The organism is Gordonia sp. B8661-1 (genome assembly GCF_059427765.1).
Genome location: NZ_JCAHRL010000004.1, coordinates 267070 through 284503, shown reverse-complemented (window position 1 = coordinate 284503; position 17434 = coordinate 267070). Strand labels below are relative to the sequence as shown.

At 67.4% G+C, this 17434-nt stretch carries 14 protein-coding genes and 1 pseudogene; 9 read left to right on the top strand and 6 right to left on the bottom strand.

All coding sequences use genetic code 11. The features are described 5' to 3' along the window. Positions 1-21: 21 nt before the first annotated feature. From AC4JJG_RS11450 to menE, 3 genes are all read left to right on the top strand, one after another. Positions 22-324, top strand: coding sequence for a DUF3349 domain-containing protein (locus AC4JJG_RS11450; protein ID WP_495401307.1), 303 nt, complete (start codon positions 22-24; stop codon positions 322-324). 192 nt (positions 325-516) lie between these two features. Beyond that, on the top strand, positions 517-873 hold the full coding sequence (locus AC4JJG_RS11445) for a DUF3349 domain-containing protein (RefSeq protein WP_495401306.1): 357 nt from the start codon (positions 517-519) through the stop codon (positions 871-873). 65 nt (positions 874-938) lie between these two features. Next, on the top strand, positions 939-2060 hold the full coding sequence (gene menE, locus AC4JJG_RS11440; protein ID WP_495401305.1) for an o-succinylbenzoate--CoA ligase: 1122 nt from the start codon (positions 939-941) through the stop codon (positions 2058-2060). Between the two features lie 9 nt (positions 2061-2069). Here the strand turns inward: menE and AC4JJG_RS11435 are convergent, their stop codons facing one another. After that, entirely contained in the window at positions 2070-3488 is a 1419-nt protein-coding gene (locus AC4JJG_RS11435; RefSeq protein WP_495401389.1) for a sugar transferase, read from the bottom strand. 486 nt (positions 3489-3974) lie between these two features. Here AC4JJG_RS11435 and AC4JJG_RS11430 point away from each other — a divergent pair, with 486 nt between their 5' ends. Next, the gene (locus AC4JJG_RS11430) at positions 3975-4844 is read left to right on the top strand and encodes a 1,4-dihydroxy-2-naphthoate polyprenyltransferase (protein WP_495401304.1); all 870 of its coding nucleotides are present in this window, start codon (positions 3975-3977) and stop codon (positions 4842-4844) included. Positions 4845-4912: 68 nt separating this feature from the next. On the opposite strand, the gene AC4JJG_RS11425 is transcribed toward AC4JJG_RS11430, so the two are convergent. The 5 genes and pseudogenes from AC4JJG_RS11425 to AC4JJG_RS11405 all read right to left on the bottom strand — a co-directional run bounded on the left by AC4JJG_RS11425 (position 4913) and on the right by AC4JJG_RS11405 (position 10303). Then, positions 4913-5731 (bottom strand): ATP-dependent Clp protease ATP-binding subunit, encoded by an 819-nt coding sequence (locus AC4JJG_RS11425; protein ID WP_495401388.1) that lies wholly within the window; start codon positions 5729-5731, stop codon positions 4913-4915. Positions 5732-5737: 6 nt separating this feature from the next. Further along, a pseudogene (locus AC4JJG_RS11420) lies at positions 5738-6009 on the bottom strand (helix-turn-helix domain-containing protein); the annotation flags it as partial. A 94-nt stretch (positions 6010-6103) separates the two neighbouring features. Beyond that, positions 6104-8644, bottom strand: coding sequence for an FtsX-like permease family protein (locus AC4JJG_RS11415; RefSeq protein WP_495401303.1), 2541 nt, complete (start codon positions 8642-8644; stop codon positions 6104-6106). Beyond that, the gene (locus AC4JJG_RS11410; RefSeq protein ID WP_495401302.1) at positions 8641-9333 is read right to left on the bottom strand and encodes an ABC transporter ATP-binding protein; all 693 of its coding nucleotides are present in this window, start codon (positions 9331-9333) and stop codon (positions 8641-8643) included. The genes AC4JJG_RS11415 and AC4JJG_RS11410 overlap by 4 nt, the downstream gene beginning before the upstream one ends. Further along, positions 9221-10303 carry a glycosyltransferase family 2 protein gene (locus AC4JJG_RS11405; protein ID WP_495401301.1) on the bottom strand — a complete coding sequence of 361 codons (1083 nt, stop codon included), beginning with the start codon at positions 10301-10303 and terminating at the stop codon, positions 9221-9223. The genes AC4JJG_RS11410 and AC4JJG_RS11405 overlap by 113 nt, the downstream gene beginning before the upstream one ends. 278 nt (positions 10304-10581) lie before the next feature. On the opposite strand from AC4JJG_RS11405, the gene AC4JJG_RS11400 reads away from it, so the two are divergent. The 5 genes from AC4JJG_RS11400 (at position 10582) to AC4JJG_RS11380 (ending at position 17434) form a co-directional block, all read left to right on the top strand. Then, positions 10582-11400, top strand: a complete 819-nt coding sequence (locus AC4JJG_RS11400; protein WP_495401300.1) for a glycosyltransferase family 2 protein — start codon at positions 10582-10584, stop codon at positions 11398-11400. A 65-nt stretch (positions 11401-11465) separates the two neighbouring features. After that, positions 11466-12674 (top strand): glycosyltransferase family 4 protein, encoded by a 1209-nt coding sequence (locus AC4JJG_RS11395; protein WP_495401299.1) that lies wholly within the window; start codon positions 11466-11468, stop codon positions 12672-12674. Next, positions 12671-13972 carry a polysaccharide biosynthesis protein gene (locus AC4JJG_RS11390; protein WP_495401298.1) on the top strand — a complete coding sequence of 434 codons (1302 nt, stop codon included), beginning with the start codon at positions 12671-12673 and terminating at the stop codon, positions 13970-13972. The genes AC4JJG_RS11395 and AC4JJG_RS11390 overlap by 4 nt, the downstream gene beginning before the upstream one ends. Positions 13973-13997: 25 nt before the next feature. Continuing rightward, positions 13998-15332 (top strand): glycosyltransferase family 2 protein, encoded by a 1335-nt coding sequence (locus AC4JJG_RS11385; protein ID WP_495401297.1) that lies wholly within the window; start codon positions 13998-14000, stop codon positions 15330-15332. Continuing rightward, positions 15329-17434 carry a hypothetical protein gene (locus AC4JJG_RS11380; protein ID WP_495401296.1) on the top strand — a complete coding sequence of 702 codons (2106 nt, stop codon included), beginning with the start codon at positions 15329-15331 and terminating at the stop codon, positions 17432-17434. Before AC4JJG_RS11385 ends, AC4JJG_RS11380 begins: the two co-directional genes overlap by 4 nt.

Here is a 17434-nt window from a genome sequence, read left to right as displayed (position 1 = left end):
CTTCGAAAGGGCGTTTCTTCCATGGCAAGTTCCGATCTGTTCGAGTCGGCCGTCAACTGGATCCGCAAGGGCTATCCGGAAGGCGTGTCGCCCACCGAATTCCCGCCCCTGCTGGCTCTCCTGACCCGAGTGCTGGACGAGGAAGAGGTCACCACGGTGGCGCTGACGCTGGTCCGCGAGCACGGCATCGAGAACCCGCTCACCGAAGAGCAGATCCGCGATGCCATCGCCGAGGTCACCCGCAGCGAGCCCACTCCGGAGGAGATCAATCAGGTGGCCGGCCGCCTCGCCGTCGCGGGCTGGCCGCTGGCCGCCGCGCACTGAGGCGCCGCGCGGACGTCACTCGTACGCTCGCACGAGCGTGCAGGTCAGCGGGAATGGCACGGGTTCAGACGACCCGTGCCATGACGTATGAGGAATACACTTGCAGCAGGTCTTCGTGGTCGATGGCGACGCTCGGACCACGGACGACCGTCGTAGCGGGGTCGTCGGGGGAGATATGGGGATGATGGGGAGATGGACCGTCCACAGTTTCTTGCGCGGATCGTGGACTGGCTGCGTGCCGGATACCCCGACGGTGTGCCCCAGGGCGACTACATTCCGCTGGTCGCACTGCTGCGTCGACAGCTGACCGAGGACGAGGTCCGTCGGGTGTCCGACGACCTGATCGCCGAGACTCCCGAAACTCCGGGTGTCATCTCGAAGATCGACGCCGGGGTGAAGATCACCAAGGTCACGCAGGAACTGCCGCATGAGGACGATGTGACACGCGTGCGCACGCACCTCGAATCGGCGGGCTGGCCATTCGATCTTCACCCACTCGGCCCACCACCGGAGTCGACGCGGCGGGATGATGACGAGGACGAATCCTGAACCGCCCGACCACGCACGCAGAACGGAAAGTTCTTCGCGCGCTGGAACTTCCGGCGGACCCGAGCGTGCTCGACGCGCGTGACCGGCTACTCGGCGTCCTGAAGGGCGCCGAAGCCGCACTACCGGTTCCCACCGATCCGTCTGCGGCATACGACCTTTGCGCCGCATTGGGTGAGGGCTCCGCGATCGACGGCGAGGTGGCACTTGTGGTGTCCACCTCCGGGACGACCGGAACCCCGAAGGGCGCTCAGCACACTCCCGACACCCTGCTCGCCTCCGCCCGCGCGACGCACGAGCACCTCGGCGGCGAGGGCAACTGGCTGCTGGCCATGCCCCCGCATCACATCGCCGGAATCCAGGTGCTGCTGCGGGCTCTCGGCGCCGGATTCACACCGGCGGTCATCGATCTCCGTGAAGGTTTCGATCCGGTCGCCTTCGCCCGCGGCGCCGATGACCTCGACGGCCCCCGCCGGTACTCCTCGCTCGTGCCGATGCAGTTGCGCAAAGCCCTCGACAGCCCGGAGGCCGTCCGCGCGCTGCGCGGCCTCGACGCACTCCTCATCGGCGGGGCGGCCACTCCGGTGGCGCTCCAGCACCGGGCGATCGACGCCGGGGTACCCATCGTCCGCACCTACGGCATGAGCGAGACGGCCGGCGGATGCGTCTACGACGGCCGGCCGCTGCCCGGTGTAACGGTGCGCATCGAGGAGCCGTCGCCCGACGGTACGGGGCGTGTTCTGCTCGGCGGACCCACTGTGGCACATGGCTATCGGAATCGTCCCGATCATCCGGCCTTCGCCGATGCCGGCTGGTTCCGCACCGACGATCTCGGGCGACTGTCCGACGATGGAACACTGACGATCGTGGGACGTGCGGACGAGGCGATCTCCACCGGGGGCCTCACAGTCGTCCCCCAGGTCGTGGAGGCGGTGCTCGCCGAAGACCCCACTGTCGCGGACTGTGCGGTGGTCGGGTTGCCCGACGACCGGCTCGGCGAACGCGTCGTGGCCTTCGTGGTGCCCGCACCCGACCGCGTGATTCAGCCGGATCGCTTGCGGGAGTTCGTGATCGAGCGTCTCGATCGCTATGCGGCACCGCGGGAGTTCATCGAGATCGCACAGTTGCCGGTGCGCGGTCCGGGCAAAGTGGACCGCCGCGCCCTTCGGGCGCTCGGCATCCACGGCTGAGCGGCAGCGTCAGTACGCGCCGTCCTTGGACAGCACCGCGCGGACCGTGCGCCACAGGATGACGGCGTCCTGCATGGCCGACCAGTTCTCCACGTACGACAGATCGAGTCGAACCGATTCCTCCCACGGCAGGTCGGACCGACCGGAGACCTGCCACAGGCCCGTCATACCGGGCTTGACCAGCATGCGGCGCGAAACCCGGCCGTCGTACTTCTCCACCTCGGCGGGCAGCGGCGGACGCGGGCCGACCAGACTCATGGTGCCGTTCACGACGTTGAACAGCTGCGGCAACTCATCGAGACTGTAGGCACGAATCACCTTGCCCACCCGGGTGATCCGTGGATCATCGTGCATCTTGAAGAGCAGGCCGGCGCCGTCGTTGCGATCATGCAGACCGGCGCGGAGGTTGTCGGCGTCGCGCACCATCGAACGGAACTTCCACATCGGGAACGTCTCGTTGTTGAGCCCCACTCGTTCGGCCCGATAGAAGACCGGACCGCGGGTGTCGATCTTGATGGCAATCGCGATGACCGCGAGCACCGGCGCGATGACCGCGAGAGCGAGCGCGGCACCCACGCGGTCGACGAGGGCCTTCCAGAAACGAATGGCCCCTTGATAACTCGGCTTGTCGATGTGGAGCAGCGGCAGCCCGGCGACGGGACGCAGCATCATGCGCGGTCCCGCGACGTCGGTGACGCCCGGCGACACCATCATCTCGACGTCCATCCCCTGCAGATCCCACGACAGATCCTGCATCGCGCGATGACCGAGCGCCTGAGCCGATGTCACCGCAACGGTGGTCGCTCCCGATGCCGACACCGCGAGCGCGACGTCGTCGAAGTCGCCGAACACGGGTACGTCACCACCGGTCATGAGCGACAGCTTCTCGGTCCGCGACGCCTCGGCCACCGGCAAGCAGGCACCGATGACGTCGAAACCCAGTGTGGGACTGAGCCGTACACGTTCCACGAGGTGTTCGACGCTGGCCGACTCACCGACCACCAGCACACGTTCGAGATTCGCACCGCGAGTGCGCTGACGAATGAGCCGCTTGCGCCACGCCCAGCGCGACAGCAGGAGCGCGACGGTGCCCAGCGGCAATGCGATCGCGAAGTAGCCGCGGGAGACATCGAGCCGGAGAGCGAGAACCAGGATCGCCAGCAGGCCGAAGACCGAGAAGCAGGCCGTGACGATCCGGCTGTATTCGCGTGGGCCCGCACCGATGATGCGTCGGTCGAGGGTCTGGTTGATACGCAGCGAGGCGAGCCAGCCGACGACCAGGCACACCGAGACGACGGTGACCGGCAGGCCGCCGCCGAAGGTCGACGTCGACGCGTCGGAACCGAAACGGAGTAACTGGGCGGTGAAGACCGCACCGGCGACCACCAGGGTGTCGGTGATCGCGATTCCGACCAGATAACGATCCATCCAGCCGCGCGAGGGAGTGTCGGCAGCCTCCCGGAGGTGCCGTCGGACGGTGTCGCGCACAACCGGACCGCGCGCGACCGAGTTCGGTCCGCGATGATCCGTGTGCTGCGGATCAGTTGCTTCTGCGTGCGCGTACGAGCGACGTGCAGCCACAAGGCCCCCCAGGTGAGTTATTTCCCGTATCCCCCGGAGCGTCCTGCATGTTCCCCAACATGTGCACCCGGCCCACCGATCCAGATGCATGGAAATAAACTCCGGCAAGCCCAGAATTTACGTGATGCAAAGGCATTCACGCAACCGACCACACGCACATTTACCCTTACGAGGGCCCTGCCGAGTAACTGTGTGCGGGAGCACCTTTCGCTGATTCGATGAAGCTGCTGGTGGGCGCCACGGGACGGATGACGAGTGCGCGCGCACGGGTTTTTGGTGCGGTGCATCCCACAGTCCGCGGCCCGCGATCTGTCGCCATGCAAGGATCGTGGTGTGGCAACCGGTAAAGAGTGGATCTCGGGCGCACGCCCACGCACACTTCCCAACGCGATAGCTCCCGTCGTCGTCGCTACGGGCGCGGCCCTTCGTCTCGGTGACATCGACTGGTGGAAGTTCGTTCTCGCACTGGCCGTCGCGCTGGCGCTGATCATCGGCGTGAACTTCGCCAACGACTATTCGGACGGCATCCGCGGGACCGACGACGACCGGGTCGGTCCGATGCGGCTCGTCGGCTCGGGCGCCGCCTCGCCCGGCGCGGTGAAGCGCGCGGCCTTCGGCTGCTTCGGCGTCGCCGCGATCTGCGGACTGGTACTGGCGGCAACGACTGCTTGGTGGCTCGTGGCCGTCGGCGCGGTCTGTATCGCGGGGGCCTGGTTCTACACCGGCGGCAAACGTCCGTACGGCTACGCCGGACTGGGTGAGGTCGCGGTGTTCGTGTTCTTCGGCCTCGTCGCGGTCCTCGGCACGCAGTACGTACTCGCGGATCGAATCGACTGGGCCGGAGTCGCTTCCGCGATCGCGATCGGCTGCTTCTCGTCGGCGGTCCTGGTCGTCAACAATCTTCGCGACATTCCCGGCGACACCGACTCCGGCAAGGTCACACTGGCGGTCCGACTCGGCGACCGACGAACCCGATGGTTGTTCCTCGCGCTGGTCGTCGCTCCCCTGGTGATCAGTATCGCCCTGCTCGCCGTGGGACCGTGGCCGCTGCTCGGACTGCTCGCCGCACCGCTCGTGGTGCGTGCCCAGCAGCCCGTCCGGACCGGCGCGCTCGGTCCGGGACTCATTCCGGCGATCGGCGCGACCGGCCTCGCGATGCTGGTCTGGGCGATCGCCACGGCAGTGGGACTCGTTCTGTCCTGATGTCGCACACGCCGAAGAAATGGCCGGTCAACACTTTTCGTGTCGACCGGCCGTTCTCGTCTCGGTGATCAGACCTCGGCGGGCGTATCCGGCAGGCTCGCGAGCACAGCCGCCTTAAGCGCCTCGGTGGAGGTGGCCGACTCGATCAGCGCACGCGACGCATCGTCGGCGACGTCGATGATCCCGATCAGCAGATACTCGGGACGCAGCCGATGATCGCCGCGCTCGCGCGCGATCTCGACGGCGACGCCCAGCGCATCACGGGTCTCCGGGGCGAAACGCGGTCGCGACCCGCGGCCACGCGGGCCACGACGGCCACGTCCCGGCTCCCACGGGCCGCCCTCGCCGAATGGTCCACGCATCCGTGGATCGCCCTCATCCGGGCCGAAACCCTCAGGCCCCCACGGACCCCGGCCACGGCCTCGGTGTCCACGACCACGGCCATGACCGCGGTGGTGACCGTCGGGGCCACATGGACCGCCGGGCCGGCGGCTGCGACCATCACGTCGCGACGACCTCTCGGCCCAGCCCTCGGAAAGATCGTCGCCGAAGCGGTCACGAACCGCGGCACGGACCTTGTCCAGGTCGATCCCGATGCCGCGCAACGCTTCCCGGTCCTCCTCGTAGCGCTGCGCGGCGGTGTCGCCGTCCGACTGTGCGTCGTCGGCGGGTTCAGGATTCTCGTCGTGATGGGCACGGACCACCTCACGCGCGGAGTCCAGGGTCAGGCCCTGCTCGCCGAGCAGCCCGAACAGCGGGCTGCGGGCATTGCACAGCATGCCCAGGACGAGATGGTCGTTGCCGAGCCGGGAATGTCCCAGGTCGGCGGCTTCCTGCATGGCGAATGCCAGCAGCATACGGTCTTCTCGGTGGAATCGATCAAACATGATCGGCTCTCCTTCCGGCCCGCTCAGCGGGCCTCACGGTGTGAATGTTTCTGATGCACGGCCTGGCGGCTGATCTGCAGGACATCCGCGATCGCCTGCCAGCTCCATCCGTTGGCGCGGGCATTGGCCACCTGAACGTCTTCCAGCCGGTCCGCCAGCGTGCGCAGTGCGCGCACCGCGGCCAACCCGCGGGCGGGATCGTCACCGGCCGCCGCGCCGGCGAGGTCGTCCCCGCTCGGCTCCGACGGATTCTGGTCATGGTCAGCTTCGCCGTGCATGCTGTCAGGTTATGTTGACATCTTGGCGATGTCAAGAATTATTGACATACTCGTCGGACGGCGGGCTCCGCACCGTCCGCAAGCAGCGGTAGGGCTATTCGTTCGAGATGGATTCGGTGATGTTCATCCGGGCGGCGCGTACCGCCGGTATCAACGCCCCGATGACGCAGAGTGCGCCTGCCACCGCGACGAAGAGCAGCACCGACGGCCGCGGCTCGTAGACGATGTCGATCGAGGTGGTCGCGGCGAGGATCTTGTCGGAGACGAGATGCAGGCCACCACCCATCAGCACACCGACCGCGCAGCCCACGATCGCGATGGCTCCCGCCTCCGCGACGATCATCTTCGAGATGAAGCGCCGCGACGCCCCCATCGCGCGCAGCACCCCCAGCTCACGCCGCCGCTCAAGAACCGAGAGCAGCAGAGTGTTCAGCAGGGCGAGCGCCGCCGCGCCCGCGACGATCCATTGGATTGCGACAGTGAACGCACCGGCCTGCTCCACCTGCTGCCGTGTCGCATCGAGCGCCTCGGCACCCGAATACACATGCAGCGGAAGGTCTCTCGCCGTCGGGTTGGCCATGGCGATTCGCTCGAGTTCGGCACGGACCGCCGACCGGTCGGCTCCCGGCTTCACGAAGACCTGCAGGTAGGTGTCCCCGGTCTTGCCGAACCATTCGCCCAGGAGCTTGTTGGCGATACCCCCGGTGCCCGAGTCGACGGCGACGTAGTCGACGGTGTCCCGCACGGTCAGCGAGTGATATCCGGTCGGGGTGGCCATGGTGAGCGTGTCCCCGACCGACAGGCCGAGCGAGCGCGCCAGCACGCGCGACAGCACCACGCCGTCGCCGGCCAGCACCTGGTGCAGCGCTTGCGGATTCGTCTTCTTCATGAACGGCGCCGACGACCCCGGCGTGAGACCGTTCAACAGGATGCGTGCCTCACCGACGTTCACCCCGGCCCACTGCGCGCCCATCACGGAGGCAACCCCGGGGACCTGCATGACCTGATCCTTCACCGGCGCGGGCAGGGGTGACCCCTGCGGGATCTCGTCGCTCCCGGTCGTCGACACGTAGAAGTCGGGATCACCGAGTCCGTCGAGCGAGGAGCCGACCGAGGACACCATGTTGTCGAGCGCACCCGAGGTCCCCATGCCGACGGCCACCGCGACGGCCACGGTCATCAAGGTCGCCCAGGCACGCCGCGGTGCTCGTTCGGCGTTCACCGCGGCGAGTTGTCCCGGACCGCCGAATCGTCCGGCCACCCATGCCACCGCCCGGCCGAACGGACCGGCCAGGGCATAGCACACCAGCAGACCACCGACTGCGTAGACGATGCCGGCGAGAATGGCGGGCCGCCCGGGTACACCGGTGGCGATGAACCAGGAGCCGACGAGCATTGCGAGTCCGAGAACACCCGCGGCCCAGGTCGTCCACCGCCGCCCGGCCGCATCGTCGGCCACCTCCGCGGACACCATCGCCTCGACCGGCGAGACCGCGAACACCGATCGCGCCGCCAGCACCGTGGAGGCCACGCAGGCGAGTACGCAGGCCAGGACCGCGATCACGGGCACGTACGGTGCGAGGTGATAGCTCACCATCGTGGTCATCGATTCCGACGACGCCTCGGGCACACGGCTCACCGCCCACCGGCCGGCGAGTACTCCGACCGGCACGCCGAGGATGCCACCGGCGAGCCCGAACAGCGCCGATTCACCGAGCAGGTCACCGACCAGATGCCCGCGACGGGCACCGAGCGCCCGCATCATGGCCAGCGACTCGCGCCGCGACGCCACCGCCATGTTCATCGTGTTGAAGACGAGGAAAGCCGCGATCACCAGCGAGATCGCGGCAACCAGAAGTGTGGCGTCCCTGGTGATCCCGGCAGCGACCTCGGCCTGCTTGGCCCGGAAGTCCGGGTTGACGACCACCGCCCGGCCATCGGCGATCCGGCTCACCGTGGCCCGCAGGTCCGGGATGTCCGCGCCCGGTTTCGCCACGATCAGCACCGAGTCGACCCGCCCGTCCATGTCGGTGAGCCGTTGTGCGAGTTGCTGATAGGCGAACACGAAGTTGCCCTTGTTCAGCATCGCGGACTGTTCGTCGTCGACCACCGACACCACGCGGACCGGCACGCCGTTGATCACGAGCCGCTGCCCCTCACGCAGCCCGGTGCCGGAACCCGCGATCAATCCGTCCGCGAGGTCGTCCTGCGAGAGTGAACCGCCCTGCGCCGAGACCGCTTGTCGCAGTTGATCGGAAAGGCTGGTGACACGGGAGTCGGAACCGAGCAGGGCGATCTTGCGCCCCTCCACCGCGATCGTGTCGCGGATCATGGGCACCACCGATTCCGCCTCCGGGGCACCGGCTCTGATCTCGCCGACGAGCGACTCGTCGATTCCGGTGTCGGAGATGCCCGCGACCTCGACCTGTGCCGTTCCGGTGATCGCGGCGTTGACCTGCCGCACCGATTCGGTCAGCGAACCGTAGGTGCTGATCACCGCGATCAGCAGGGCCGACGCCACCATCACGACACTGAGCGAGGTGAACACGCGTAGTCGGTGGGTACGGATCTCCCGGAGATTCAGTACACGGATCCGCGATAACCCGGCCCGGATCGACGTGAACGGATTGCTCACGCGACCCGCCCGTCACGGACGGTGACGGTGGCGTCGGCGATCGCTGCCGCCTGCGCGTCGTGGGTCACCATGACCACGAGCCGGTCCGGCGTGTCGTGGGCGACCTCGGCGAGAAGCTCCAGAACGGATTCCCCGGTGCACGAATCGAGATTGCCCGTCGGTTCGTCGGCGAGCAGGATGGTCGGGTCCATGATGAGCGAGCGGGCGATGGCCACCCGCTGCATCTGCCCGCCGGACATCTCCGAAGGCCGATGGTCGGCCCGCTCGCGCAGTCCGACCCGTTCGAGTAGTTCCATGGCGCGGGGTTTGGCCTTGCGCAGCGACTGATTGTCCAGCAGTCGGGGCAGCGCGACGTTCTCCCAGGCCGACATCGTCGGTATCAGGTTGAAGAACTGGAACACGAAGCCGACACGATTGCGCCGGAACTCCGATGATGCGGCGTCGCCGAGTGACCCCAGGTCGACGCCGTCGACCGAGATCGTCCCCGAGGTCGGCACATCGAGCGCGCCCAGCATGTGCAGAAGTGTGCTCTTGCCTGCCCCCGAGGGGCCGACGACCGAGACGAACTGGCCGCCGTCAAGGGTGAGATTCAGGCCGTCGAGAGCCCGGACCCGCTGATCCCCCATCTGGTATTCGCGTACCAGATCGACGGCCTCGACCACCACCCGCCGGTTGGAATTGTCCACCATGCGCCGATACTAGTCGGCCCTGCAGATACCCCGCACCTGTGGCCATCAGGCCGGACCCGATCATCGCGATCTGCATGGCCAGGCTCCACCGATCATCCGAATCATCCACCGCTCCAACAGAACTGCCGAGGATCCCCGCCAGCCGGCGCGCTATCCCCGACGGCAACACCGTGCGCACATAGTCGCGTTCGCTGGACAGGCCGTCCCCGCTGCCGACCAATCGCGTCACCGCGGCCTTGGATACCCCTTCGGCCCGGCACCGTCGCAGGAAGTAACGAGGGCTGACCCGGTCGTCGGAGACGCGATGCCGGACAACGGCGTCCGGATCGTAATGAAACCGTCCATCCGGGTTCCGTCGGCCGATCGCGATACACAACTCGGTCTCCTCGCACCCGAGCGGAATCCGGCCGACGCGACCGAGGCCGGTGTGGAAGCCCCCGGCGGCCAGGATGTCGGATCGCCGCAGCGACATATTCGCGCCGATGAAGTTCCGCACCGCTCCCGGCCTCGACGGCTGGCCGGGGTGACTGCACCCGATCACCCAGTCGAACTCGGTCGGGAACCAGCGCGGACGTCCGGCGTCCGGCCAGCTCGGCACCGCGCGGCCCCCGACGCCACGCACGTCCGGATCGCGATATCCGCCGGCGAGTAGCTCGACCCAGCACGGCGCCGCTGCCGCGTCGTCATCGAGAAACGCCACGACCTGCCCGGCCGCCGCCTCCACCCCCGTGTTGCGCGCGCCCGACAGCCCACGCGGCCCCGCACTGTCGAGAACCCGGATGGGAAAGGGCGACGAGATCGTCGCGACATAAGCTCCGACCTCAGAGCGGAGTTGCTCATTGTGGTCGATGACGACCAGCAACTCACCCGGCGGGACACGCTGTTCCACCACCGAATTGATCGCCGTGCAGATATCGTCCCAGCGCCTCCTGGTGTACCCGCAGATGACGACAGAGATTTGCTCGGACATCGACGAATTCCGATTCACACGCCGAGTATGACAAAACCTCGGACCGGACCGGCGATCGGAGAGGCCCGCGTGGCATAGATCACATAGACACACGGTCGACAATTCTCATCCGAAAGCAAATACCCGAAATTCACCGAAATTCGCGCGCCGAAGGACTGAATTCCACCGCAAGGACACATGGTCGCCGTCCACAAATTCCTCTCCGGATACGCGCTATCGGTTGCGGTAAACCGAAAAACAGCACACGATCTCTTGCGAAGCAGCTGATTTACTACCGTATGCAAAAGCCTTTGGGAGAATTTGCGATGCCATTTCAGAATTCAGACGTCAGTGTCGTGATTCCGACTCGTAACGAAGCGCAGAATCTCCCGTACGTAGCCCGTCGTATGCCGGACGGCATCGGCGAGATCATCGTCGTCGACGGACATTCGACGGACGGCACGCGCGACGTGGCCCGCGATCTCTGGCCGGATGCGCGGATCGTGACACAGACGCGCAAAGGCAAGGGCAACGCCCTGGCCTGCGGATTTCAAGAATGCTCCGGTCAGATCATCGTCATGATCGACGCCGACGGTTCCACCGACGCCGCCGAGATACCGCAGTTCGTCCAGGCGTTGCGCGACGGCGCGGATTTCGCCAAGGGATCGCGATTCACCTATCGCGGCGGGAGCGCGGACATCACCCGGACGCGCCGACTCGGCAATCTCGCCCTCAATACCATCGTCAATAGGCTCTATGCTGCCGAATTCACCGACCTCTGCTACGGCTACAACGCGTTCTGGCGTCATTGCCTCCCGGTCATCGCACTCCCCGACCCTGCGTTGGCCGGCCCACAATGGGGTGACGGATTCGAGGTGGAAACACTGATGAACATCCGCGTCACCCGTGGTGGCCTGCGCGTACACGAGATCGCGAGCTACGAACGGGATCGCATACACGGCGAGAGCAATCTCAACGCGGTGAGCGACGGAATTCGTGTCCTGCGCACCATCTTCGACGAACGAGATGCCCGCCTGACCGGCATTCTTTCGCCCCGTCCGACGGAACGCCGATGGCTACCGGCGATCACACGGTTTGCCACACCGAACGCCATCTGATCAATCGAGAAATTCACCGGAGAGAAGCATAATTCGTGGTTCGTCCATTCGTAGACCATTCTTTTGTGGGACGACCATTCGCACGCAAACTTTCGGATACCCCGGATGGTCATGACGCGACGGTTCGGGTGCTCGTCCTCGATCAGGGGCCCGGACTGTGGGGAGCACAGAGGTATCTGCTGCGGCTGGCGCCCCTGCTCTCCGCCCGAGGCGTGGAACTCACTCTTGCCTGCCCACCGCACCTCGAGCAGTTCGATCACTGGCGATCCATCGACGCGCCCGTCATCCCCCTCGCGTTGCCGACCTCGCGGACGATCCGCAACGGGACGACGATCAGCGCGGCGCGGGCGTTCACCGAGGTGCGACGCTCGATGACAACTCCCCGGCTGATCGCTGCGGCGGCGCGCGCAGGTGGTTTCCACGTGATCATGGCGAATGCCCACTGGACTCACCTGGATGCGGCGCTGGCCGGCCGCATCGCCCGTCTGCCCACGGTCCTGACCCTGCACGAGACACCGATGCCGGGAATCGGCCGCCGACTGCGGGATGCCGCCATCGCCACGGCGGGACACGCCGTGGCCGTGAGCGAGTCGGTGGCGGCGTCATCCGGACGGCGAGCACGCTCCCGGATCACGGTCATTCCCAACGGCGTGGACACCGACGTGTTCAGTCCCGCGGCCGATCGGGCGCGCACCACCATTCGCCGTCGCCTCGGTATCCCGGATACGGCCCGGGTATTGGTGGCGTGCACCAGAATCGATCCGACGAAACGCATCGAGGATCTGGTCACGATGTCGCGGCACCTGCCGCCGGACGCCCTGCTGCTGATCGCGGGCACCACCAGTGACCACCCCGAGTACGCGGCCCGTATCCGCACCGCGGTCGCCGGACTGCCGCGCGACCGGATCCGGCTGCTCGGTGGACGCTCGGACATAGCCGATCTCCTGCGCATGGCCGACCTGTACGTACACACCGGACTGGTGGAAGGCATGCCGCTGGGGCTCATCGAAGCCGCCGCCACAGGTGTGCCCGCGGTCGCCTACGAGGCCGCGGGCGTCCGCGACATCGTGCTCGACGAGCACTCCGGAATCGTCGTGGCCCCGGGGGATGTCGACGCTCTCACCGCGGCCGTCACTGTTCTGCTGGCCGACGAGAGCATGCGCCGGACCTTCGGGCGCGCCGCCCGCGCACATGCGGCACGGCACCACCGACTGCCCGATCAGGCCGATCACAACGCGGATCTACTCCGCGCAGTCCGTGGCGGTGGGCCATGAACCGGCCTCGCGCGCCGAGACTTCGCTTCGCACTGTTCGGGGACGTGGGAGGCGACTCCGTCGCGATCATTGTGACGTCGATGCTCACCGCGGGCACCGGAGTGGTGTTCTGGGTGGTCGCGGCACGCACCATCGAGCCCCGTGAACTCGGGATGCAGACCGCACTGCTGTCGTTGATGACGACGGCCGGCGCCATTGCCGCGTCCGGTCCGGCCAATGCCCTGACCGCGATGATCCCGACCAGTGGCGATCGCGCTCGCCGACGCCTGCTGCGGCACGGCGTCAGCATGACCGTGGTGGGGTCGGCGGTCGCCGGCGTCGTCGCCGGTCTCGTCGCCGTCGCCACCATGGGCAGTTCGTTTCCCGGCGGGATGCTCGCCGTGTCGGGCGGGGCCGTGCTGATGGCGCTCTTCGCGGTCAAGGACGCGATGCTCACCGCGCTGGCGCAGGCCCGTCGGCTCCCCCTCCTGAACCTCGCGAGCGCCCTCCTCAAGATCGCACTGCTCCCGCTGTTCGGTGTGCTGGCATTCCCGGATCAGGCAGTCCTCGCCACCCTCCTCGCTGCCGCTCTCGCCATCGCGGCGTCCGCCGTCCTCGTCCACCGCACGACGGACCACGACCTCCCCGCCCGCTCACGGACGCGGGACCACGGCCTGCGCTCCCTCAGCGTCTTCGCGGTCCGCGACAGCGCGGCCGGAGTCATCCTGATGGGTCCGCTCCTCGCGGCCCCGTTCCTGGTGACCTGGCTGGCGGGCCCCGAAGAGGGCGCGGCACTCGCCCTGATGCTGCCGGTCTCGCAGGGCCTCGACTTCGTGTCGATCGGCACCGCAACCGCACTCACCAAGCATCTACCCCGCGCCGACGACCCGGCACGCATGGTTCGCCGGATGGCCGGACTGGTGGTATGGACGGTCCTGGCGGTAGCGGCATTGATACTGATCGCCTTGGCGCCCATGATGTTCCGCTTCTTCGGCGATGGCTACGACGACCGGGTTCTGTGGACGACACTTGCCCTGCTCTGCCTCGGTTCGTTCTGTCGCATCGGATTCACCATCTGGTCGGCGGTGTTACGCGCATCCCTGGAAACCCGAAAGTTGTTGGTGGTCAACATCGTCGCGAGCATGGTCTCGATCCCGGCCCTGGGCCTGTGCACCGAGGTGTGGGGGGCCCGCGGCGCCGCCGCCGGTCTCGCCATCGGTTCGGCGGTGCTGGGGACGATCGGCTGGTGGGGACTGCGCAACTCCGCCCCAGCCGCGTCGTCGGCCCCACCGACTCCCTCACCTCTGGCCAGTACATGACCGCATCGCACAAAGGAGAACAATCGTGACCATCGAACGGCTCCGGCCCACGATGCCGGCCGGTGAGGCACATTCACCGACGGCCCGCTGGGTCGGCGAGATCCAGCTCGGCAACGACTTCGCCGAGACGGTCGTCGCGGAGCACGCACAGGGGTACCAGTGGGCCAGACTGCTTGTGCGGGACGGCACCCGGGTATGCGGATTCATCGAGGTCGGCGTCGACGACGAAACACTGATCGGCCGCGAGATCGCCCGGGAAGCGGGGCGACTGCCACTGCGAAGACGCGACGATCCGCCACGGGCGGTGGCGCCGCCTCCGCCCGTCACGGTCGCCGTGTGCACGCGAGATCGCACATCCGCGCTCATCCGGGTCGTCGAATCCCTTCTCGCCCTGGACTATCCGGACTTCGAGGTGCTGGTCGTCGACAATGCCGCCGAATCCCTGGACACCTACCGGTTCGCCGAGACCCACGACGATCCACGGGTTCGCGTCGTTCATGCCGGGGTACCCGGCCTCGCCGCGGCCCGCAATCGGGCGCTCGAGGCGGCTCGTCACGACATCGTCGCGTTCACCGACGACGACGTCATCGCCGATCGGCACTGGCTGACCTGCCTGGTCCGGTCCTTCGCCGACCCCGACGTCGGCTGTGTGACCGGACTCGTGCCCGCCGCACAACTGCGCACGGTCGCGCAGACGGTGTTCGATCAGCGCGTCGGCTGGTCGTCCTCGGTACGGCGCCGGTTGTTCCGGCTGGCCGACGGCCGCAACCACGGCCACCTGTTCCCGTTCCGGGTGGCCGACTACGGCACCGGCGCCAACTTCGCGGTCCGGCGTGACATCGCCTTCGCGCTGGGCGGGTTCGACGAGGCGCTGGGGGCGGGCGCGCCGACCCGTGGGGGCGAGGACATCGACTGGTTCGTCCGGACCCTGGCCGCCGGGCATTCGCTGGCGTTCGAGCCGGATGCCATCGTCTGGCATCAGCACCGTGAGGACGACGACCAACTGCTCACACAGGCACGCGGGTACGGACTCGGCCTGGGGGCCTGGATGACCAAGGTCGTCACCGACCGGGAACTCGCGCCGCTCGCATTTGCGCGTTGCCGCCACGCGATCGGCCATCTGGCGCGATCGGTGCTCACCGGTTCCGGCGGCCAGATGCCGCTGCCCGACGATGCGGATCCGGCGGTGGCCGACGCGGCACAAGCCGAACGATCCGGGCTTCTCGCCGGACCCGCGGCGCTGTTCGCCGCGCGCGCCCAGGGCCGGAAGAAGGCGCCCTTCAAACAGTTCCCGGTACAACTGGCCCATCCGGTCGGCTCCGAATCCGGAGGTGGATCATCGCCACACCGACCTCGGTGACCGACGACTCCGCGACGCCGACACCGGCACGCGACGACCGCCAGCCGTGGTGGGCACCGGCACTGGCACTGGTGTCGGGTCTGCTGGCGACGGCCTCGACGATTCCGGTCCTGCCCGCCGGCGCGCGGCTCATCCTTCTCGGCCCCATGCTCGTGGTCGGCATCGGCGTGGCTCTCACCTGCCGGGTGCGCATGCCGGCGTTCCTGCGGTGGGGCCTGTGGCCGTCCCTGGGGCTCGGCGCAACGATCGCACTCGCCTCATGTCTCCTGTGGATCCGGCAGTATTCGGCAACCGCGACGATCCTGCTCCTCGCCGGGGTCTGCATCATCTCCGGTGGCATGGCCTGCATCCGCACCCCGGACGCGGTCGCCGCGGTGCCCGTTCGATCAGTGTCGGCCACAACGGATGTCGTGCACACTCTGCGCCGTCACCTCCTCATCCTGGTGCCACCGATCATCCTGTGGTGCGCGGGCATCGTGCCGGCCCCGCCGCGACAGGCGGGCGTGTTCGGGCTCCTCGCGACTCCCGGTGGACTCATCGTCGCGGTATCCGTCCTGATCCTGGTGACGATCTCGATGTGGGGCATCATCCGGGACGATCTCGGTCTCGCCGCCCCCGCGATCGTCGCCACGATCCTCGCGATCCGGCTCCCGGTGAGCGTGCTGACCGAGGTACCGCTGTACTCCTGGACGTACAAGCACATCGGGCTCGTGGATTACGTGATGCACACCGGCGGGCTCCCGCCCTCGCACGTCGACATCTACAGCCGCTGGCCGGGATTCTTCGCCGGCGCCGCCGTGTTCAGCGGCGCCACGGGCGTGGACCCGGTCGACGTGGCGCACTGGTTCACACCGGTGATTCACCTGGTGATCGCTGCCGTGGTGTGGAGTTTGGCGCGGGCACTCCGGCTGTCACCGCGGGCGGCGCTCCTCGCAGTGCTGATCGTGGAGGTCGCCAATTGGGTGGGCCAGGACTACTACTCGCCACAGGCGATCGCCATGGTTCTGGCGCTCTCGGTGATCACCGTGCTCGCCGGTTCCCGAATGTCCCCGGCAACAGCCTATTTCGCGATCCCCGTGATGGCGGCGCTGACCCTGACGCATCAGTTGACGCCGATCTGGGTACTCGCATGTGCGGTCTTGCTGACGGTGATCGATCGCATACGTCCCCGATGGCTGGTGATCGCCTGTGCGGCGGTCTGGCTCGCGTATGTCGTCCCCCGGCTGAGCACCGTCATGCACTACGGGTTGTTCACCGGCTCCAATCCGCTCACCAACGCGCAAACCAATATCGGTGGCGCAGCGAGTGAATCAGTCGCACGAACGGTGACCGAGACGGTGGACCGTGGGGTTGCGTTCACGATCTGGTTCTCCGCGGTGGCGGCCGTCATCTACCTGTGGCGCCGACGATCCCACGATTGGGCGCTGCCGATCATTGCCTTCTCCCCGGTCCTGCTGCTCGGCGGACAGAGCTATGGCGGCGAGGCCATCTTCCGGGTCTACCTCTGGTCGCTCGTCGGATGCGCGATGGTGATCGGCTCGGCCGTCACGACGCTCGTGCCGGTCCGGACATCGCGGGACGGAGAGCGACCACGACTGCGGACGATGGTGGTCACCGCACTCGTCTGCCTGGTCACGATGGGCTCGCTGTACGGCTTCTACAGCGGCTGGGGATTCAACGTCATCACGCGTCAGCAGGTGGATCTCAGCCGCTCCATGCTCGCGAAGGCCGAGCCTGCCACCCTGATCCTCACGCTGGCGCCGGCCGGCTGGCCGGAACGCCCCAGCGAGGATTACGTGCGGATCGTCGAGGCCAATCCGGGATACGACCGCCCCCCGGCATTTCCGCGCAACACCTTTCCGTCCGACGCGGACATGACGTCACTCGCCAACATGGGTCGTTCATCGGGCGGCGGCGTCCGTCTGGTCGTGCCCCGCCAGATGTCGGTGTACAGCGATCATTTCGGCTACTTCCGCCCCGGAGCGATCGCCTCGTTCGTCGCCCGCCTCGATGAGAATCCGGACTGGCGGCGCGAGCACGAGGACCCCGACACCATCGTGTTCCGCTATCACCACATTCCCTCCGACGATGAACCATGGTGA